We start from the raw sequence: 19,056 nt of genomic DNA, 5'->3' as shown, positions 1-19,056 counted from the left end.
TTTTGTGTACTAAATGTATCTCTCAATGTATTCATTATGTCTTTTTGTGTACTAAATGTATCTCTCAATGTATTCATTCTATCTTTTAATGTACTGAATGTGTTTCTCAATGCATTCATTCTATCTTTTATCTCTCTCATTCTATTGCTGCATACGAAGGGAGAAAAACCCATTGTTGCCTGCCTCCACTATTCGTTTTCATTCTGAAACTCTGTTTTGTCTGGTATCGTTTCTAAAACGCGGCAATAGTAAAATAGAAAACCATAGGAAGTAGAAAACCTTCTTACTATCGTAAAAAATTTCAGCACGTGAAATTGTATTTTTTCAGAAACCTAAAACATGCGCTTATGCGCAGGAGATTGCCAGGATATGCGTATGTTTGTGGCGGACCTGCCGGCAGGTATAACGAGTTAACTACAACCGTCAAATACAAAAACAGTTATCTTTGGACAGTTTATATTGTCTATTATTAAATAAAAAATGAAAACAAAATTATTAATCTTTGTTAATTTGATTTGCATTTACTCTTACAATATTTCTTTTGCGCAAAATGATTGTGCACAGAATAACTTCGGACATTTTTGTTTCACAAACAAACTCTCAAAAGAGGTATCCATCATTATTTCTACGGGCGGTTGGTATGGTGGTCAAGAACTTACATTATTGCCAAATGAAACACAATGTTTTTATGAATTAGAAACAGGAACTTTTAATTATTGGGTGTTCGATCCATCTATCGCAAAAAATAATAATGATAATGTGGATAAAGCAATAATAAAACAAGGTCAAATTTATGTTGACCAATGTAAATCTAAAACCCTTACATTATCAGTAATTGGCGGTTCAAATATTTCAGAAGGTAATTTTATTTTTACTTCTTCCGAATTAACAAAACAGAATATAACAATTACAGATATTGCTGGGGAAAAATGCGCAACAACGAATTTTGGAAATTTTTGTTTCACAAACAAACTCTCAAAAGAGGTATCCATCATTACCTCAACGGGTGGTTGGTATGGTGGTCAAAAACTTACATTATTACCAAATGAAACACAATGTTTTTATGAATTAGGAACAGGAACTTTTAATTATTGGGTGTTCGATCCATCTATCGCAAAAAATAATAATGACAATGTGGATAAAGCAATAATGAAACAAGGTCAAATTTATATTCAAAAATGTAAGTCAAAAACTCTTACATTAAATACGATTTACAATAGTACGATGTCAGAAGTCAACACTATTCCAACAATTCAGGAAACACCACAGCAAAACTCTATAATAGAAGCGGAAAAGACAGAAGAAAATACTACACGCGGAAGCGGTGACCCTCTCAAAGGACTTAATGTTTCAAAAGCAAAAGAAGTGAAAGTTACAAGCGGAAATTATTACGCACTCATCATCGGCATTGATAAATATACAGGGCAATGGCATACATTAAACACTGCCGTGAACGATGCAAAGGCGATTGAAAAAACCTTGCGTGAAAAATACAAGACAGATAAATTTTATACTCTTTATGACGAGCAGGCAACCCGCACAGCAATTATGAATGATTTTGAAAACCTAGTGAACACCTTAACAGAAAATGACAATCTACTCATTTATTTTTCTGGTCATGGTGATTTCAAGAAAACAATGAACAAGGGATATTGGGTTCCCATTGATGCAAAAACAGAAGCCGCCTCGGATTTAATTTCAAACAATGATATACAAACATTTTTAGCATCAATCAAAACAAAACATACTTTGCTCATTTCTGATGCCTGCTTCAGTGGAGATATTTTCAGAGGAAACACAATCACAGTTCCATTCGAGGATTCGGAAAAATATTATACCAAAGTTTACAATTTATACTCACGGCAAGCATTAACATCAGGAGGAATTGAACCAGTAATGGATGGTGGTAAAGATGGTCATTCTGTTTTTGCATACTATCTTCTGAAAAATTTGGAGAACAATACAAATAAATATTACGATATAGGTCAGTTATATGATAACCTCAAAGTTCCTGTCGTAAACAATTCTGACCAAACCCCGCATTTAGATCCTCTTAAAAATACAGGCGATGAAGGCGGACAATTTCTTTTTATAAAAAAATAATATTTTTCTATCATCGTGCCAGCAGACAGTAGCCCAGACAGTTACTTTCTCCCGTGACAATCTCGCAAGCGGACTGTATTTCGTTCGGCTGACAGAAGAAAATAAAACCATGGCAATAGACAAATTAGTAATCACCGATAAATAACTCTCCCCTTTCATCCCCTCTCTACCAAGTAGAGAGGGGAAAGAGGGGTGAGTCCGGCAACAGACAAATTAGTAATCACCGATGAATGAAAACTGCCTACCAGTTCTCATCATAAATTTTATTTCTGTGCAGGAATCTTGCAAACCAAACGGTTTTGCCATGAACATATAATCCTATTCTGTAATCTCTTTTCTTGTCAAGCGATAATTTTATTCTGTATCGCGCATCAAATTTTTCTAACTCCTTAATGTTGTTTATTTCATCTGCGCTTTCTGCATTTTCCACATTCGTAAAAATTTTATAAAGCGCAGACATTATTTCCCTGTCATTCTTCACCCGATTAATGTCCTTCCAGAACTTGGGCTTAAACCTACTCTGCATGTTTTTTCACAAATTGAAATACTTTATCCTTTTTGACCTCGCCTTTTTCATTCATTGCTTCATCAATTAATTTAGCAAGGATCAAATCTTCTTTGGCTTCTTCAGTCAAAATTTTATGCTTAATGTGAAACTGGTTGAATAGGGTTTCAAACCATTTTTCATTTTTTTCGGGAAGATTTAAAATTACTGTTTTCATAATATTTATTATTGATGTGTCAAAGATAAGGAGTTTATTCTTTCGGGCAGCAAGTAAAACAATTCGCAATTCGTAATTCGTTCTCATTCGTAATTAGTAGGGATAATCTCGCAAGCGGACTGTATTTCGTTCGGCTGACAGAAGAAAACAAAACCATTGCAATAGACAAATTAGTAATCACCGATGAGCGCTAAAAGCGCCATCCCGCAAGGCGGGACAAATAACTCTCCCCTTTCATCCCCTCTCTACCAAGTAGAGAGGGGAAAGAGGGGTGAGTCCGGCAACAGGTAAATTAGTAATCACCGATAAATAAAAGGAAAGTGAGAAAGCGCTCACTCTCTCACTTTCTCCTTCTCTAATTTCTCCAGCCGCTCCACAATGGTTTCGAGGTTGCGGAAATGAATATATGCTTTGCGGTACTTGTTTATTTCAAAAGCCGGTGAACCCAGATACGCACCGCCCGGCTTGGCAATGCTTTTTGAAATTCCGGTTTGCGCGGCAAGAGTGGTGTTGTCGGCAATGCTCAGGTGTCCTATCACTCCCACCTGCCCGCTGAAGAGGCAGTTGCTTCCTATTTTGGTGGAGCCCGCCACCACGCAGTTGGCGGCAATGTAGGTGTTGGCGCCCACTTCCACATTATGCGCAATGTGAATGAGGTTATCGAACTTCACTCCCTTGCGCAAAATGGTGGAGCCCAGTGTGGCGCGGTCAATGGCGCAGTTGGCGCCAATCTCCACATCGTCTTCAATCACCACATTGCCGGTTTGCGGAATTTTTTTCTGCGCTTCCACCGCAAAGCGGAAACCATCGCTGCCAATAACAGTTCCCGAATGAATGATGCAGTTTTTTCCAATCACCGTATCGGAATAAATTTTTACGCCTGCAAAAAGAGTGGTGCCATCGCCCACCACCGCGTTATCGCCAATGAAAACCTGCGGATATATTTTTACGTTGCTGCCAATCTTTGCATTCTCGCTCACAACGGCAAATTCTCCCACATACACATTGCTTCCCACTTTTGCGCTTTCTGCAATGAACGATTGTTTTGAAATTCCGGTTTTGTTCGTCTTCACCTGGTGATAGGTTTCAAGCAGTTTGGCGAAAGCATTCTCTGCGCTCTCCACTCGAATGAGCGTTGCCGAAACGGGAGAAGTTGCAGCAAAATCTTTATTCACGATTACCACCGATGCTTTTGTGGTGTAAATGTAGTGCGTGTATTTGGGGTTGGCGAGAAAAGAAACCGAGCCGGGTTCTCCTTCTTCAATCTTCGAAAGTTTGTTCACCTTCACTCCGGCATTGCCTTCCACTTTTCCGCCAAGCAGGGCTGCAAGTTGCTGCGCGCTGAATTCCATGATATAAAATTTTACTAAAGATAATCAGAAAACCGGAAAGCAGGCGTTCTCTTATTCTTTAATAATGTAAGTTGCCACCTATTGAATGATAGGAATTGATAAAATAATGCAAATGCCGCGAACAAATGCGAACACCGCGAATTTTTATTTGAATTTTGTTCGCGGTGTTCGCATACATTCGCATTTTTCGCATGATGTTATCCATATAAATGACCATTATTGAAGGTAGCAACTTGCTTTAATAATCTTTCTTACTGTAATTCCATTTTCGGTGGTGAGTTTCAGAAAATAAATTCCACGCCCCAGCCCTGAAGGGAGAATACAGTTCAATGTTTCTTGTTCAATGTTCAATGTTTTTTCATACAGGCATTCGCCCATTACACTGTAAAGTTTATAGCCCTGAATCTTGAACTTTGAACTTTGAACCGTAAACATTCCGTTTGTTGGGTTTGGGAAAATAGAAATATCATCCAGAGAATTGTTTTCATTTATTCCCATGAAGCAATAGGTCCATGTAGAATCAATAAACTTGCAGCCCGCTGCATCATAGATAGTAATAACTAAATATCCTCCGGGTATTCCGGTTAGTCCGGTAACGCTCGAAGTGGTTGCGCCATTGCTCCACGAATAAGTATATGGCAGGGTTCCTCCGGTTGCCGTTGCGGTTGCATAACCATCGTTGTTTCCGCAAATGGGTCCATAGAAATAAAGAGAATCGGAGATTGCCGGAGACACATTGACATTTGCTGTTGCAGTGTTGGAGCATCCGTTGGCATCGGTTCCTGTAACAGTATATGTAATACTACTTGTACAACAGGAAATAATTACATTGCCGGTAATACTGCTTAAACAAGAAGGAGGAGACCAAACATAAGTTGATGCACCCGATGAATTAAGCGTGGCGCAAAAACCCTGGCAAATAGTAGAAGAAGGATTCACGCTCGCAGTAATTACTGGAAGATTGTTTACTAAAATATTCGATTTGGCAATTGCCGAACATCCTTTGCTGTCAATAGCGGTTACAGTATAAGTTGAACTAATCGTTGAGCAAACTATAATAGAAGAAGTGGTTGCTCCGCTGGGCTGCCATTGATACATGAATCCTCCGTTTCCTCCCGATGCGCTTGCAGTTAATGTGGCGCAATTGCCCGCACAAATGGAAACTGAATTAGTAGTTGAAATTGTAATCGCTGCCGGCTGTGAAACAGCAACCGTTGCAGTTTTGATAGCAGGAGTAGCATCGGTAACGGTTACGGAATAATTTCCCGGAGAAAGCCCGCTGATGCTTTGCGTAGTTTGATTTCCCGCAGACCAGAGATAGGAGTAGGGAGTTAATCCACCGCTGGCATTGGCGGTTGCGGTTCCGTTGTTCTGCCCGTTGCAGGTAACATTCGTAAAAGTAATAGTTACTGAAAGAGTACCCGCAGTTTTTTCCGAAGTGTTCGACTTGGAAGATTTAATGGTGGAAGCGTTTGGAACAGGATTTTTGGTGGAGACGATGCAGGGAATGGTGGGAGTTGCTTCAACAAGGTAGCGCGCGCTGTCACTTGGCGCATTAATATCGGTGTAGGATAAATTTCCATACGTAACTGAATCAATCACCACCCAGTTGCCGGTGTTGTTTCCATCGCGGAGAATATAATATTGCGAAAAGGAAAATCCTTCGTAATCGTTTGTCCAGATTAAATCAAACTTTTTCGGAGGAGTGAATGTGGGAGTGGAAAGATGAATGGTTCGGTGATGTGCGCTCAGCACGCTCTCGGTTCCGCAGGTATCGCGCACCGAAAGTTTATAGCGGTACGATTGAATTTGCGGGTTCACTCCGTTTGTTGTATCGGTAAATTCTGAAAGCGCAGAGTAGGGAACGCTTGCTATGTGCACATAATTGTTCAAACCGATTTCGCGGTACACAAGGAAGGAATCAATTTCTCCCTGCGGGGTTGGCTTTTCCCAGGCAATAACATTTTTTGTTGAAGTGCTGTCCACCGTTACAAGGCAAATGTCTTGTGTGGGTGGCGGAGTGAGTTTTAATGTATCGCTTCCTGTTGCAGTGCATCCGAACTGGTCGGTGACTGTTACGCTGTAAACATCCGCGCAAAGATTTACCGCTCCTTGCGTTGTCTGGCTTCCGCTATTTACTGACCACAGGAAAGAAGGATTCAAATCATAGCCGGAATAGTAAACTGTTTCAGAGCCGGAGCAAGTTGAAGAACAGGTGGGCTGAATGCGGCTGAGAGAATCAACTTTTATTTTTAAAGGTTCAATGCTTGGAATTTCTGATAAAGCAATGAGAGGATTATTTGTGAAAACAATCGCTTCATTGGTAACGGTGAAAGAAGGGGGAACTGCAACGGTTACTGTTAAGGAAGAATCAAGAATGGAAATGCTGTCGGGCGTACAGGTTTCAAGGTCGCCATTTAAATTGAAATGCGACTGAAGCGCTTCGAGAACAGTGGGCGAACTTTCAAAAATGCCAGCGCGGTAAACAGAAGTATCTGAATTTACAAGCACGCTTGACCAATTATAATAAGAAGATGTTGCCCAGCGAAGCATCCTGTTTTTCTGCGGAACGCCATTCATATCGAGCGTAGTTAATCCGCTGTAGTAGTAGCCGCCATTGGAATATATCCAGAAGAAAAGATATAACTTGTTCGATTTATAAACTATTTGCCCCGGTTGAAAACCATTGACTGCCGGAGCATAATATGACTTATTCAAAACAATATTTCCGCTTCCATCCACTCCCATCAACGCCCCGTTATTGTTATAGTCGGTGGCAGAAAAATAAATGACATTGTTTTGGTTGGTGAGATTTCCGAAATAATAAGTTTGAGTAAAATCAAATTCTTTCGACCAGATGATATTTAAATTAGCATCTGTTCGAATCAAATAATAATTTTTGAATGTTGTATTGTCTTTCAAAGCAAGTAAAATATAATCGCCATTATATGGAATCGCATCCGTTATGAACAAACTATCCATCCTTTTTGAAAACACAGAATTCCCGTTTGCATCAAACTTGGTTAGAAGTCCCGCCCAGCCGCCACTGGTATATTGCCTGTAATAAAACATGGCGTTGTTTGTTCCTTCTTTGAATAATTTCACCGGAGTAATACCTGTGGTAAAATTGGGATTAGAGTTTGAAAAAGTTTTTGAGAAAATAATATTGCCAGTAGAATTAGAATGTTTACTGATGCCTGGGCCGCCTTTACCAGTATTACTATATAATATAAAAATATTGCTTCCATTCTCTTCAATAAATTGCGGGCTGAAACTCTGATACGCTTTATACCAAACAATATTTCCCAGAGAGTTTGTGCTGATTAATCCTCCGCCCGGAACCGTCATGCCCGCCCAGTTATTTGCTCCTATCAGGTAATTGCCATTTGCTAACTTATAAGTAGAAAGCGGTTCCCAGTAATTTCCGGAAGTAGAAGATTTAATCAGGTTTAAAAAATTTGGTCCTGATTGTGCGTGTGAAAAATAAATGGCGATGAAAAAAAGAAAGAGTAAATATTTTTTCATAAAGAAAATTTAAGTGACAACAAAGATATAGTAATTTGGAAAAGAAAGAAATAGAAAGGTGGAAGTTTTCGACTAAACTTTTTTGAAGCGAATCAATCAGGCAACCGCTTCTTTCCTTTTCCCCGCAACTTCGGGCAGCGCAATGCTCAGCACATCCATCATGTTATCTACATAGTGGAAGGTTAAACCTTTCAGATACTCTTTATTTATTTCTTCCACGTCAATGCGGTTATCTTCCGGAAGAATAATTTCTTTTATCTCCGCGCGCTTGGCAGCAAGAATTTTTTCTTTGATTCCTCCAATAGGCAGCACCCTTCCGCGCAAAGTAATTTCACCGGTCATTGCCAGATATTTTTTTGCTTTTCGTCCGGTGAAAGCGGATGCAACCGCGGTGAGCATGGCAATTCCTGCAGAAGGTCCATCCTTCGGTGTTGCGCCTTGCGGCACATGCAGGTGAACATTTTTTTCAGCGAAGTTGATGGAAGGAATTCCCAAAAGTTCGCTATGAGATTTTACATACTCGAGCGCAAGTGTGGCCGACTCTTTCATCACATCTCCTAAATTTCCGGTGAGCGTGAGTTTTCCTTTTCCTGAACTCAAACTTGTTTCAATGAAAAGAATATCTCCGCCAACGGGTGTCCATGCCAAGCCGACAACTACTCCGGGAGTTTCAATCGCCTGGTAATGTTCTTTCGGATGTGCGGGACCGAGCATTTTGTTTAAATCATCTTCGCTGATGGTTGTTGGAATTTTTTTCTCAAATGCCAAATCTCTTGCGATTGTTCGAGCCACTTTCGCTATTTTCTTTTCGAGTTCGCGCACGCCCGATTCGCGCGTGTAGTTCTCAATAATATTTTCCAAAGTTTTCTCCGGAATTTTTACTGAAGCAGAAATTGCAGAACCATTTTCTTTTATTTTCTTTTTTGTTTTTTCTTTTACAATTCCATTCTCTTCAAACTGCTTCGGGATTAAATATTTTTTTGCAATTTCAATTTTTTCTTCCACAGAATAGCCGGTCATTTCAATCACTTCCATTCTGTCGCGCAGCGCGGGCTGAATTGTTTGCAGCGTGTTCGCAGTTGCTATGAACATCACTTTCGATAAATCATAATCCACTTCAATAAAGTTATCGTGGAACGTAGAATTTTGCTCCGGGTCTAACACCTCAAGCAGGGCAGAAGAAGGGTCTCCGTGCCAGTCGCTTCCCACTTTATCAATTTCATCGAGCATGAAAACAGGGTTGGAAGATTTTGCTTTCTGAATTCCTTTGATGATTCTTCCGGGCATTGCGCCAATATACGTTCTACGGTGGCCGCGCACTTCGGCTTCGTCTTTCAATCCGCCAAGCGAAACGCGAACATATTTTCTTCCGAGCGCGGACGCGATGGATTTTCCGAGCGAAGTTTTTCCAACTCCGGGAGGTCCAACCAGACAAAGTATGGGCGACTTCATATCGTTTTTTAATTTCAGCACAGCGAGATATTCAATGACGCGCTCTTTTATTTTTTCCATTCCGTAATGGTCCTGGTCAAGAATTTTTTGCGCCTTCTTCAAATCAAAAACATCTTCGGTGTAATCATTCCACGGCAAATCAACAAGCGTTTCCAGATAATTTGTCTGCACAGAAAACTCAGCCGCGTTTGGATTCATGCGCTCCAGTTTTTTTATTTCCTTGTCGAAAAGTTCTCCGGCTTCCTTGCTCCATTTTTTTCCTTCGGCTTTCTTTTTTAATTCCACCACCTGCTGTTCAAATGAACTTCCTCCTAATTCTTCCTGGATGGTTTTCATCTGCTGCTGAAGAAAATATTCGCGCTGCTGCTTGTCAATATCTGTTTTCACTTTGCTCTGAATCTGGTTTTTCAGTTCGAGCATTTGCAGTTCTTTCGTGAGTTGGGCAAGCAAAAGCGTGGCGCGCTGTTTCAGATTCGGAACTTCAAGCAGCGCCTGTTTTTCTGCTACGGAAACATTTGCGTTCGAAGAAATAAAATTGATGAGGAACGAAGTGCTTTCAATATTTTTTATCGCGAAGCCGGCTTCCGAAGGAATCTGCGGAGAATTTTTTATGATTTGTTGCGAAGTATCTTTCAGCGAACCAACCAGCGCTTCAAATTCTTTGTCGCCTTGCGCGGGTTTTTCTTCTTTGAACTCTCCGACTTTTGCTTTGAGCCACGGTTCAGTTTGCGTGAGTTCTTTCAGTTCGAATCTTCTTTTTCCCTGAATGATAACGGTTGTGTTTCCATCGGGCATGCGAAACATTTTCACAAGAAAAGCAATCGTTCCGATTCGGTTCAAATCGGCAAGCAGCGGGTCTTCGGTCTTATCATTTTTCTGCGCAACCACTCCGATTGTTTTGTCGCCTTTGTATGCTTCCTTAATCAGGCGGATGGATTTATCTCTTCCAACTGTAATCGGAATTACAACTCCGGGAAATAAAACTGTGTTGCGCAACGGAAGAATCGGAATCTCCTCCGGAAATTTTTCCGCGTTCATCTGCTCCTCGTCCTCGCTTGTGAGAAGCGGAATTAATTCAGCATCATCTTCAATGATTGGATTCAGATTTAAATTTTCCTTATCGAATATGTTCATAAATGTCTTTTTGTTTTACAGAGTCAATGATAATGCCAGCATTTCAGCAACGACAATGTGGCAGAGTTATTTTATTTATGCGCCTGTTTGGCTATGAAAAATAATTGTTCGGCTATTTCCTATACTTTTCTGTCATTTCAAAAACGCGCTGGAGAATTTCCTTTTCGACATCGATAAATTTTTTATGCCTGCGTTCGAAAACTCTTTCTGCAGTTGCAAATACATCATTCAGTTTATATGTTGTGAAACCGCTCGCGCCTCCCCATGAAAAATCAGGAATGAAGTTGCGCGGAAAACCCGATCCGAAAATATTTGCGCTCACGCCTATAATAGTTCCGGTGTTGAACATAGTATTAATTCCGCATTTGCTGTGGTCTGCCATGAAAAGCCCGCAGAAAGTTAAGCCGGTGGTTTCAAATTTTTCGAGGGAATAGTTCCAGAGTTTTACAGGCGTGTAATTGTTTTTCAGATTGGAGTTGTTGCTGTCCGCACCAATGTTGCACCACTCGCCAATCACCGAGTTGCCGAGAAAACCATCGTGCGCTTTGTTCGAGAATCCGAAAATCACCGAGTTATTTATTTCACCTCCGGCTTTTGATTCGGGACCAACCGTTGTGGGACCATAAACTTTTGCGCCCATTTTCAGTTGAGAATTTTCTCCGAGCGAAAACGGTCCGCGAATCATGCAGCCCTCCATCACTTCCGCATTTTTCCCTATGTAAATCGGACCCGCGCTTGCATTGAGATATGAGCATTCCACTTTTGCTCCTTTGTCAATGAAAATATTTTTTGCGTTGATAACCTGATTTGTTTTAGAAGTCTTCTGCGATTTTTTTCCTTTCGTGAGAATTTCAAAATCGCCTTCAATGGCTTTTCCGTTCCGCTGGAAAATATCCCATACGTTTTTTATGGCGAGAGAGAATGCCGTGGTGGTTTTTTTTGTTTTGAAATCACCCGTATCTGCGCAAGAAGAATTTACCGCCACCAGTGTTTCACCGCTGAACAACGCTTCGCCTTGTTTGAGTGCGAGAATATCTTTTACAAGTTTTAGATTCGGGCAAACCGAACCGTTGATGAGAATATTCTGCTTTGCGGTTTTTAACGGAAACTTTTTTTCGAGGTACGATTCCGTGAGCGTGGAAGTTTTTGCTTTGAGAAACATTTCCCATTTTTCTCGGATGGTGAGAATGCCAATGCGAATGTCGCAGACAGGACGTGTGTGCGTGAAGGGGAGAAAATTTTCGCGCAATGAATCGAAGAGAATGTAATTCATATTACTTTTCGTTTAAATGAAACTTTACAAGTTCATCAATCGGACTTTCTATTACTTTTCCAAGCCGCACATTATGCACATTAGCCACTTCCTGCAGAATATTTTTAAAATAATATCCAACCGAACCAACGCAACCCATAGGCAATTCCTTGTAATTATCATAGCGGCAAATATGATTTTCAAAAAACTCCGTGAATCTTTTCTTCACCAGTTCGCTGCAATAGGGCTCGTGAATATTTTCATGAATGAATTTTCCGAACGAAGCAAGAAAACGATTCGGATACGGTTTGTTGTAAACCGACTGAACCACTTTTTCTCTTGTAAGTTTATATTCCATGTGAAGTTTTTCCGAAAGTTCAGCAGGAAGATTTTCATTGATGAAATCCCGCATGAGTTTTTTTCCGATGTGCGCACCGCTTCCTTCATCGCTGATGATGTATCCCCATCCTCCACGCTGGCGCACCACTTTTTCTCCATCGTAATAGCAGGAGTTCGAACCTGTGCCGAGAATGGTTGCAATTCCTTTTTCATCTCCGCATACCGCGCGCGCAGAGCCAAGCAAATCATGCTCGACAAAAATTTTTGCCTGCGGAAAATTTTTCCTGAGCGCAGTTTTCACAATGTTGATTCGTTTTTTACTCGAGCAACCTGCTCCGTAAAAGAAAACTCGTGATTTGTGATTTGAAACCTGTAACTTAATTTTCTTCGGACATTTTTTATTTATCTCCTTCGCAATGGCAGCGCTTTTCCAGAAGAAAGGATTAAAACCCATCGAGGAGAAAGCAAAAATATTTCCGCCCTCATCAATAAATCTCCACGCAGTTTTTGTGGAGCCGCTGTCGGCAATCAAAATCATGCGGCAAAAGTAAAAAGAATAGGCGAGCGTCAGTTTCTATTTGCCTCGCGCATGGTGAGCAAGTAGTGCAGAACAAGTTCCTGCTCTTCACCGGTGAGTTTTGCACGGTTGGACATTTCGGGCATTTCCTTTTTCCATTTTTCTTCCGAATATTTATTCGGGCGGTGAAGGTAATGGCAGCTTCCGCATTTGTTCATGTATAGTGAGTGGCCTTTCTGAAGAGAAGCCAAATCACTTCCGCTCCATTTCGTTTGCGCGCGCGAAACATCGTTTTCATTCGGAACGAGCAGGGGAGTGGTGCAGCAGGCAAGAGTTATGCCGAGCAGGATAAAAATTATTTTGGTTTTAATTTTCATTTCAGAAACTGAATCCTAACAGTAATCTTACTTCTAATTTTTCATGCGCGTTCAGCACGAGATTGTTTGGCGCATCTTCTGTTTTGTAAAGATTCGCCCACTGCGGAAGCACGTTCAAAATTAAAAAATGTTTTCCACCGCTATAATAAAATGTTGGACCCGCAAATACCGCAGAGAAATTCCATTTCTCGTCTTCGATTTCATTTTTGTTTACCGCTTCCAGTCCGATTCCGAAATTTGTTTTCAGCAAGTGCATATAAGCCAAATCAACTTCCGGTTCATCTTCCCATTCGTGTTGAGTTTTTCCTTTTTTTACATCATAGGCGAATTCATATTCATTCACAAGATTGAAGGCGAAAATATTTTTCTCCGTTCGCTTGTCGAAGATGAGTTTGTTTTCAATTTCAAATTCATCCGTGCCGAAAGTGAGTTCAGCGTACACTGCAAATCCAATCGGGTCGGTGGAAGGGTCCATGAGTTTTAATTTCCATTCGCTCGACATGGAAAATTCGGATTGATGCAACACTCCGCTCATGGAAGTGTCTGCAATTCCACCGAGCGTATCTTTATTTTGCGCAAATGCGGAATGAGTTCCGTTGAAGTAAAGCGCTGTCTGAAGTTTGTTTGTTAATCCCACTTCCATTTCCAGCCGCGTATCGAGTGCATTGTAAAAATATTTTCTGCCTGTGCGGAAAGTGCTCCATGCTTCCAAATCCATTGCGCCTTTCGGTAAAACTGTGCTTTGATAGGTTCTTACAAATTGTCTGTCCTGCGATTTTATATTTTGGATGGATGCTATAGATAAAAATAGTAGAAAGTAATTTTTCGGATTCGTCATATAAAGAAATATTTTTTGTTATCGCGAAGCAAAAGTATGACAGCGAAAAAACATGACAATACCCTAAACAGAGTAAAAAGAAAAAATACCAAGAATTAGGTAGGAGAATTAATTTGCGAAGAGAAATTTATTCGGGCCGAGAAGATTTTGCTTGATGGCAAACATCACAAGACCGGCAGTATTGTTCACGCCAAGTTTGCTCATGATATTTTTGCGATGCGTAGTTACGGTGTGAACAGAAAGAAATAATCTCTCGGCAATTTCTTTGTTGCTTAATCCTTCCGAAACAAGTTGGATGATTTCAATTTCGCGGGCGGAAAGTTTAATGCCATCGCAGGAAACTCCTTCGGAGGAATTTGCTTCTTTCTCTTTCAAAACACCATCCACAATTTTTCCGCAGAAGAATTTTTCGCCTTTGGCAGTAGAATATATCGCTTCAATGATTTCATCGCGTCCGCAATCTTTCAGAAGGTGGCTGATAATTCCGTTCGCAATTGCTTTTGAAATGATGGCTTTGCTCTGCGGATTTGTTACTGCGAGAATATTTACTTCAGGAAATTTTTGATGAATCACAGAAATATCGTCAATGCAGAAAAAAGAGGAAGCATAATCAAGCACAAGAACATTCGGGCGATGGAGCAAAAGTTTTTCTGCGAGGACTTCGGCTTTATCGGCTTCACCGATTAATTTGAAATCGCTGTTCTCATTTATAATGGAACGAAAACCTTCGCGGATGAGGAAACTGTTATCTGCTATGAGGATTTTAATCTTTGCCATGCTTATTTAGAATAATTCTATGCAAATGTAATAACAAAATTGAAACATGAGAAAGGAATTACCAACAAGTGTTAATTCACCTTGTAAGTTTCTCCTTCGATGGCGAGAACCGTGTTCTCAAAAACTTCTTTTGCTTCTTTAAGCAGCACATCAAGTTCTTTGTACCGAGCGGAATAATGCCCGATGATTAATTTTTTTGCGTTTGCTTTTTGCGCAATGGCGGCTGCCTGCCTGGCAGTGCAATGATGCGTTTCAATGGCGCGGTCAGCCTTGTCGGAAGCAAACGTGGCTTCGTGATAAAGCAGATTCACATTTTTAATTTGCCCGATGAAAGATTCATTATATAAGGTATCGGAACAATAAGCATAAGCGCGAACGGGAGGAGGAGGAAGAGTGAGTTCGGAATTGGGAATGCGTTTTCCCTCTGAAGAAACAAAATCTTCACCTCTTTTTATTTTTGGAATTTCCTGAACAGGAATTTTATACTCCTCTATTTTTTCGCGAATGATATTTCTCGGATGTTCTTTCTCGCGGAATAAAAATCCATAGCAGGGAACGCGGTGATTCATCGGAATTGTTTCGACCGTAAGTTTATCATCTTCAAAAATCCGCGCAGCATGTTTTTCTTCTATGACATGAAACTCTAAATTATAATTCAGAAAAGTTTTGGAATAGTAATGATTGGTGTCAATGATTTCTTTTAATCCCGGAGGAGAATAAATATGCAATTCTTTTTCTCTGCCGAGCAAATGCATTGTTCCCAAAAGCCCGGGCAAACCTAAATAATGGTCGCCATGAAGATGTGAAATAAAAATATGGTCAATGCGCTGGATTTTAAATTTGAATTTTCGAAGTTGAATCTGCGTTGCTTCTCCGCAATCCAATAAAAAAAACCGCTCATGCACATTTAGCGCTTGAGCGGTTGGATGTCTTGTTGCAGTGGGTGTGGCGGAACTTGAGCCGAGAACGGTTACTTCAAACGAGAGCATTATTTTTTCACAATCATCTTACGCGTGTACGCGTTGCTTCCGTTTACAATGGAATAAAAATATATGCCATTGTCAAAGTCCTTCCCATCCAATTCAATTTTGTTTGTTCCTTTTTTTACAGAAATAGTATATTCCTTTACAACGGTGCCAATCAGGTTATAAATTTTGAACCGGCCAATTCCATTCTCTTCAGCGGTAAAAATAATTTCCGATTTTTCACCGAATGGATTTGGATTGTTCTGCAATAAATTCTGAATGCCGGTGTTCTCATTCACGCTGCTTGCCGGCAGAACAACAATTCTATACCCGGTTATTGCATACGCGTTGGGCGAAGTGTTTCCTCCTATATAATTATCGGTGTTAAATACCAAGGCGTAAGTTCCGATTTCAGCAGAAGTGGGAGTGCCGGTTATTTTAGCGCATCCTGTGGAATTGCCGGGCCATGCACAGCGGTTTGGCTTAGAGGAATTATTCCAGCAGGCATACACCATGCTTGAAGGCAAACCCGTTACACCGGTAAGCACTGTTGAATCCCAGCTTAACGGGGGAAAAGGCGGAGGAAATGCCTGCGTATCTTTTGGAATTATTATGGTAATTAACTGCGAATAAGGAGTGCCTACATAAGCCGTGTCAAAGTTTACAATTGTATCGGGCCAAACGCCTTTGGTTGTGTACTGCGGGTCAGGCGTGCATGCTGCCTGGCTGAACCCGGAAAGGTGGAGAATAAAAACTGCGATGGGGAGTAAGAGTAATTTTTTAATCATAGTAATATATTTTTATAAATTGAGAATGGTTGATTATTATTCTTCGTCACCGGTTACTTTTTCTTTCAGCATTTCAATGCTCTCTTCAAGCGTATCGGCAATATTGAGAATAGAATCTAATTGCGAAATGGAGATGAGATTCTTTACCGGTTCCTGCAATCCTGTAATTACGAGCAAGCCCCCTGCATTTTTGCAAAGGCGGTTAGCCACGAGAATGGCGCTGAGCCCCGATGAATCGCAATAGCGCGTGGCGCTGAGGTCAATGATAATATTCTGAACACCGTCCGAATTCAGAATCACTAATTCTGATTTTAATACGGGAGCGATAGTGGTGTCTAATTTTTCAGCGCTGGTTTTTACGAGCGTGAATTTGTCTTTCTTTTGAATTTTGAAACTCATAGGGTATGTTCTTTTAGCAAATGTATGAAAATAATTTTCAAAGATGCAAGTGTTTTTTATTCTTATTCGACAGAATGGCAAATAATTTCGACCAAATCAGTTTTCTTCCTGACGAGAAGCAAGAAGATAGAGCACTGCCATGCGGATTGCCACTCCGTTTTCCACCTGTTCCAGAATGATGGATTGTTTACTGTCCGCCACATCGGAAGTGATTTCAACACCGCGGTTGATAGGTCCCGGGTGCATGATGGTAATTTCTTTTTTCAACAAATCGAGGAGTTGCCTGTTCAATCCGAACTGCATGGAATATTCGCGGAGCGTTGGAAAATATTTTATGTCCTGCCGTTCGAGTTGAATGCGCAGCATATTCGCCACATCGCACCACTCAAGCGCTTTGCGAAGATTATTTTCCACTTTCACTCCCAGCGATGAAATATATTTTGGCATAAGCGTGGTGGGACCGCAAACCATTACTTCGGCTCCTAATTTTTTCAGGCAGTAAATATTTGAAAGCGCCACGCGCGAATGAAGAATATCTCCTACGATTACAACTTTTTTTCCTTTCACCGTTCCGAATTTTTGCCGTATGGAATAGGCATCGAGCAATGCCTGCGTGGGATGCTCGTGCGTGCCATCGCCTGCATTAATAATTTTTGCGTTCACTTTTTTTGAGAGGAACATGCACGCGCCCGGAGCTGGATGGCGCATCACCACCATGTCCACTTTCATTGCCAGAATATTATTCACCGTATCTATCAGCGTTTCGCCTTTCTTCACGGATGAACCGGAGGAAGAAAAATTAATTACATCGGCAGAGAGGCGTTTTTCGGCAAGTTCAAATGAAACGCGCGTGCGCGTGGAACTTTCGAAGAAAAGATTTGCAATGGTAATATCGCGGAGCGAAGGAACTTTTTTAATAGGGCGGTTGATTACATCTTTAAAGTTATCGGCTGTCTTGAAAATTAATTCAATGTCGGATGCGGTGAGTTCTTTTATGCCGAGCAGGTGAGGAGTGGAGAGTTTAGTCATAAACAACAATGGAATGATGGAAGGGTGGAAGGGTGGAATAATGGTTTCTTCCATTCTTCCATTCTTCCATTCTTCCTGTTATTTAAGTTATGCACTTACTTTTTCTGTTAAAAGAATTACTTCATCCTTCCCCTCCGTTTCTTTCCAGTGCACGAGCACTTTTTCGGAAGCAATGGAGTCAACAACTTTTCCTATATATTTTGCCTGAATGGGAACGTTGCGGCTCAGGCGCCTGTCTATTAATGCAACCAGTTCCACATCTCTTGGTCTGCCGAGGGCGAGCATGGCATCGAGGGCTGCGCGAACGGTTCTGCCGGTGTAAAGCACATCGTCTGCCAGCACCACATTTTTATTTTCTATGTCGAAATTAATTTGGGTGGAAGAGGGGATGAGTTCTTTCTGGCGGAAATCATCGCGGTAAAAAGTGATGTCGAGGTTTCCGCATTTAATATCTTTCTTCTTCAGAATGCCGGAAAGTTTTTTGTGAATGCGGTGCGCCAAATGGATTCCGCGCGGCTGAATGCCGAGAAGTACCGTGTTTGAAAAATCGTTGTGAACTTCTATTAATTGAAAACAGAGACGGGTGATGGTGAGTTCGAGTTGCCGGCTGTCGAGAATCTGGCGTTGCTTCATTCCAGGGGGCGAAGATAGAAAGATATTTTAAACAGGAAGAAAATAAACATCCGATAGGTTTGAAAAAGAAAAATTCAAATGAGGAGATACAATTATTAGTTCTCCTTAAACTTCACCACCGATGCGCTTTTATAATTTGTATTAAAGATTAATGCATCGGCATTCGGGTATTGATTTCTTGCCTCCATGCAGAATTTATTTATTCGTTCAAGGAAAGAAATGTTTTGGTAAGCATTTGTTCCTATATCCCAAAGTTTTCTCCAGAATTTTCCTTTGCCGCTTTCATCTTTTCCGGCTTCGGCAATTTCAAACATATCATTCATCTTTACTTCTTCAAGTAAATCGTAATTTTTATTTACCGGCTCAGCGCTGATAAATACAAGCAAACCGCCATTGCTGTTTGCGGTAGCGTATTGATTGCCGAGAGTTGGATTACTTTTGCCTGCATACATTCCGCCTGCGCCAAGTGCAGAGCCAATCAGAAATGCGAGTATTGCCGAAGAAGAATTTTTAGTTGCCGTTGTTTTTTCTTTTTTAATAGTTTGACAATCCGTTTATAAATTATTTCAATTAAGGACAAGTCCAATTAAGTTTATCCGACTTGTTAGCATTATTTTCCCATTGTAATGGTTGCAGATTACTTAATTCATCTCCACCACCATTTGCAACAGGATTTATATGGTCAATTTCCCATCCCCAGCTATCATTCCTATTACCGTAATCACTCCAATAAATCCCTTTTCCGCATTTATCTCTACGAAAAGTATCTGCGGAATGTGAATCGTCATATATCCGTCCTTTATTCCAAACGGCTTTTTTAGTTTCTTCGCTCCAACTGCCACCGTCTTTTGTTG

General features: G+C 40.8%; 20 protein-coding genes. 3 read left to right on the top strand and 17 right to left on the bottom strand.

Going from position 1 to position 19,056, the window contains the following annotated elements; genetic code table 11:
- Nucleotides 1–480 precede the first annotated feature (480 nt).
- Nucleotides 481–2,103 (top strand): caspase family protein, encoded by a 1,623-nt coding sequence (locus HY063_14160; protein MBI3502931.1) that lies wholly within the window; start codon nucleotides 481–483, stop codon nucleotides 2,101–2,103.
- A gap of 1 nt (nucleotide 2,104) precedes the next feature.
- On the top strand, nucleotides 2,105–2,248 hold the full coding sequence (locus HY063_14155; protein ID MBI3502930.1) for a T9SS type A sorting domain-containing protein: 144 nt from the start codon (nucleotides 2,105–2,107) through the stop codon (nucleotides 2,246–2,248).
- Nucleotides 2,249–2,344: 96 nt separating this feature from the next.
- Here HY063_14155 and HY063_14150 read toward each other — a convergent pair whose 3' ends face one another.
- Nucleotides 2,345–2,629, bottom strand: coding sequence for a hypothetical protein (locus HY063_14150; GenBank protein ID MBI3502929.1), 285 nt, complete (start codon nucleotides 2,627–2,629; stop codon nucleotides 2,345–2,347).
- Nucleotides 2,619–2,825, bottom strand: a complete 207-nt coding sequence (locus tag HY063_14145) for a hypothetical protein (GenBank protein ID MBI3502928.1) — start codon at nucleotides 2,823–2,825, stop codon at nucleotides 2,619–2,621. The genes HY063_14150 and HY063_14145 overlap by 11 nt, the downstream gene beginning before the upstream one ends.
- Before the next feature lie 68 nt (nucleotides 2,826–2,893).
- On the opposite strand from HY063_14145, the gene HY063_14140 reads away from it, so the two are divergent.
- Entirely contained in the window at nucleotides 2,894–3,019 is a 126-nt protein-coding gene (locus HY063_14140) for a hypothetical protein (protein ID MBI3502927.1), read from the top strand.
- A 138-nt stretch (nucleotides 3,020–3,157) separates the two neighbouring features.
- Here HY063_14140 and lpxD read toward each other — a convergent pair whose 3' ends face one another.
- From lpxD to HY063_14065, 15 genes are all read right to left on the bottom strand, one after another.
- Nucleotides 3,158–4,177 (bottom strand): UDP-3-O-(3-hydroxymyristoyl)glucosamine N-acyltransferase, encoded by a 1,020-nt coding sequence (lpxD, locus tag HY063_14135; protein ID MBI3502926.1) that lies wholly within the window; start codon nucleotides 4,175–4,177, stop codon nucleotides 3,158–3,160.
- A gap of 216 nt (nucleotides 4,178–4,393) precedes the next feature.
- Nucleotides 4,394–7,702 carry a T9SS type A sorting domain-containing protein gene (locus tag HY063_14130; GenBank protein MBI3502925.1) on the bottom strand — a complete coding sequence of 1,103 codons (3,309 nt, stop codon included), beginning with the start codon at nucleotides 7,700–7,702 and terminating at the stop codon, nucleotides 4,394–4,396.
- Nucleotides 7,703–7,798: 96 nt separating this feature from the next.
- Nucleotides 7,799–10,288, bottom strand: a complete 2,490-nt coding sequence (gene lon, locus HY063_14125) for an endopeptidase La (protein ID MBI3502924.1) — start codon at nucleotides 10,286–10,288, stop codon at nucleotides 7,799–7,801.
- Between the two features lie 112 nt (nucleotides 10,289–10,400).
- A complete protein-coding gene (locus tag HY063_14120) occupies nucleotides 10,401–11,561 on the bottom strand; it encodes a GlmU family protein (GenBank protein ID MBI3502923.1) in 1,161 nt (386 codons plus the stop codon).
- A 1-nt stretch (nucleotide 11,562) separates the two neighbouring features.
- Entirely contained in the window at nucleotides 11,563–12,417 is an 855-nt protein-coding gene (locus tag HY063_14115; protein MBI3502922.1) for an N-acetylglucosamine kinase, read from the bottom strand.
- A gap of 29 nt (nucleotides 12,418–12,446) precedes the next feature.
- Complete coding sequence (locus HY063_14110; GenBank protein MBI3502921.1) at nucleotides 12,447–12,773, bottom strand: hypothetical protein; 327 nt, start codon at nucleotides 12,771–12,773, stop codon at nucleotides 12,447–12,449.
- 1 nt (nucleotide 12,774) lies between these two features.
- Nucleotides 12,775–13,611: a hypothetical protein gene (locus tag HY063_14105; protein MBI3502920.1), complete on the bottom strand. Its 837-nt coding sequence runs from the start codon at nucleotides 13,609–13,611 to the stop codon at nucleotides 12,775–12,777.
- A gap of 108 nt (nucleotides 13,612–13,719) precedes the next feature.
- Nucleotides 13,720–14,388 carry a response regulator transcription factor gene (locus HY063_14100; protein ID MBI3502919.1) on the bottom strand — a complete coding sequence of 223 codons (669 nt, stop codon included), beginning with the start codon at nucleotides 14,386–14,388 and terminating at the stop codon, nucleotides 13,720–13,722.
- 71 nt (nucleotides 14,389–14,459) lie between these two features.
- Complete coding sequence (locus tag HY063_14095; protein MBI3502918.1) at nucleotides 14,460–15,377, bottom strand: ribonuclease Z; 918 nt, start codon at nucleotides 15,375–15,377, stop codon at nucleotides 14,460–14,462.
- Nucleotides 15,377–16,141, bottom strand: a complete 765-nt coding sequence (locus HY063_14090) for a T9SS type A sorting domain-containing protein (protein MBI3502917.1) — start codon at nucleotides 16,139–16,141, stop codon at nucleotides 15,377–15,379. Before HY063_14090 ends, HY063_14095 begins: the two co-directional genes overlap by 1 nt.
- A gap of 36 nt (nucleotides 16,142–16,177) precedes the next feature.
- Nucleotides 16,178–16,540: an STAS domain-containing protein gene (locus HY063_14085; protein ID MBI3502916.1), complete on the bottom strand. Its 363-nt coding sequence runs from the start codon at nucleotides 16,538–16,540 to the stop codon at nucleotides 16,178–16,180.
- A 96-nt stretch (nucleotides 16,541–16,636) separates the two neighbouring features.
- Entirely contained in the window at nucleotides 16,637–17,569 is a 933-nt protein-coding gene (locus tag HY063_14080; protein ID MBI3502915.1) for an aspartate carbamoyltransferase catalytic subunit, read from the bottom strand.
- Nucleotides 17,570–17,656: 87 nt separating this feature from the next.
- Nucleotides 17,657–18,202, bottom strand: a complete 546-nt coding sequence (gene pyrR, locus HY063_14075) for a bifunctional pyr operon transcriptional regulator/uracil phosphoribosyltransferase PyrR (protein MBI3502914.1) — start codon at nucleotides 18,200–18,202, stop codon at nucleotides 17,657–17,659.
- Between the two features lie 95 nt (nucleotides 18,203–18,297).
- On the bottom strand, nucleotides 18,298–18,654 hold the full coding sequence (locus HY063_14070) for a hypothetical protein (protein MBI3502913.1): 357 nt from the start codon (nucleotides 18,652–18,654) through the stop codon (nucleotides 18,298–18,300).
- 118 nt (nucleotides 18,655–18,772) lie between these two features.
- A partial coding sequence (locus HY063_14065; protein ID MBI3502912.1) for an HNH endonuclease occupies nucleotides 18,773–19,056 on the bottom strand: 284 nt, incomplete at its 5' end.

Source organism: Bacteroidota bacterium, from assembly GCA_016195025.1.
Classification (GTDB): domain Bacteria; phylum Bacteroidota; class Bacteroidia; order Palsa-948; family Palsa-948; genus Palsa-948.
This window is presented reverse-complemented; position numbering and strand designations above follow the sequence as displayed.

Excerpts from the sequence above, each read along its gene's own strand:
- HY063_14070 (MBI3502913.1), bottom strand. The coding sequence starts at position 18,654 with ATGTATGCAGGCAAAAGTAATCCAACTCTCGGCAATCAATACGCTACC.
- HY063_14085 (MBI3502916.1), bottom strand. The coding sequence starts at position 16,540 with ATGAGTTTCAAAATTCAAAAGAAAGACAAATTCACGCTCGTAAAAACC.
- HY063_14120 (MBI3502923.1), bottom strand. The coding sequence starts at position 11,561 with ATGAATTACATTCTCTTCGATTCATTGCGCGAAAATTTTCTCCCCTTC.
- HY063_14115 (MBI3502922.1), bottom strand. The coding sequence starts at position 12,417 with ATGATTTTGATTGCCGACAGCGGCTCCACAAAAACTGCGTGGAGATTT.
- lpxD (MBI3502926.1), bottom strand. The coding sequence starts at position 4,177 with ATGGAATTCAGCGCGCAGCAACTTGCAGCCCTGCTTGGCGGAAAAGTG.
- HY063_14160 (MBI3502931.1), top strand. The coding sequence starts at position 481 with ATGAAAACAAAATTATTAATCTTTGTTAATTTGATTTGCATTTACTCT.
- lon (MBI3502924.1), bottom strand. The coding sequence starts at position 10,288 with ATGAACATATTCGATAAGGAAAATTTAAATCTGAATCCAATCATTGAA.
- HY063_14130 (MBI3502925.1), bottom strand. The coding sequence starts at position 7,702 with ATGAAAAAATATTTACTCTTTCTTTTTTTCATCGCCATTTATTTTTCA.
- pyrR (MBI3502914.1), bottom strand. The coding sequence starts at position 18,202 with ATGAAGCAACGCCAGATTCTCGACAGCCGGCAACTCGAACTCACCATC.
- HY063_14145 (MBI3502928.1), bottom strand. The coding sequence starts at position 2,825 with ATGAAAACAGTAATTTTAAATCTTCCCGAAAAAAATGAAAAATGGTTT.
- HY063_14090 (MBI3502917.1), bottom strand. The coding sequence starts at position 16,141 with ATGATTAAAAAATTACTCTTACTCCCCATCGCAGTTTTTATTCTCCAC.
- HY063_14100 (MBI3502919.1), bottom strand. The coding sequence starts at position 14,388 with ATGGCAAAGATTAAAATCCTCATAGCAGATAACAGTTTCCTCATCCGC.
- HY063_14105 (MBI3502920.1), bottom strand. The coding sequence starts at position 13,611 with ATGACGAATCCGAAAAATTACTTTCTACTATTTTTATCTATAGCATCC.
- HY063_14095 (MBI3502918.1), bottom strand. The coding sequence starts at position 15,377 with ATGCTCTCGTTTGAAGTAACCGTTCTCGGCTCAAGTTCCGCCACACCC.
- HY063_14150 (MBI3502929.1), bottom strand. The coding sequence starts at position 2,629 with ATGCAGAGTAGGTTTAAGCCCAAGTTCTGGAAGGACATTAATCGGGTG.
- HY063_14110 (MBI3502921.1), bottom strand. The coding sequence starts at position 12,773 with ATGAAAATTAAAACCAAAATAATTTTTATCCTGCTCGGCATAACTCTT.
- HY063_14080 (MBI3502915.1), bottom strand. The coding sequence starts at position 17,569 with ATGACTAAACTCTCCACTCCTCACCTGCTCGGCATAAAAGAACTCACC.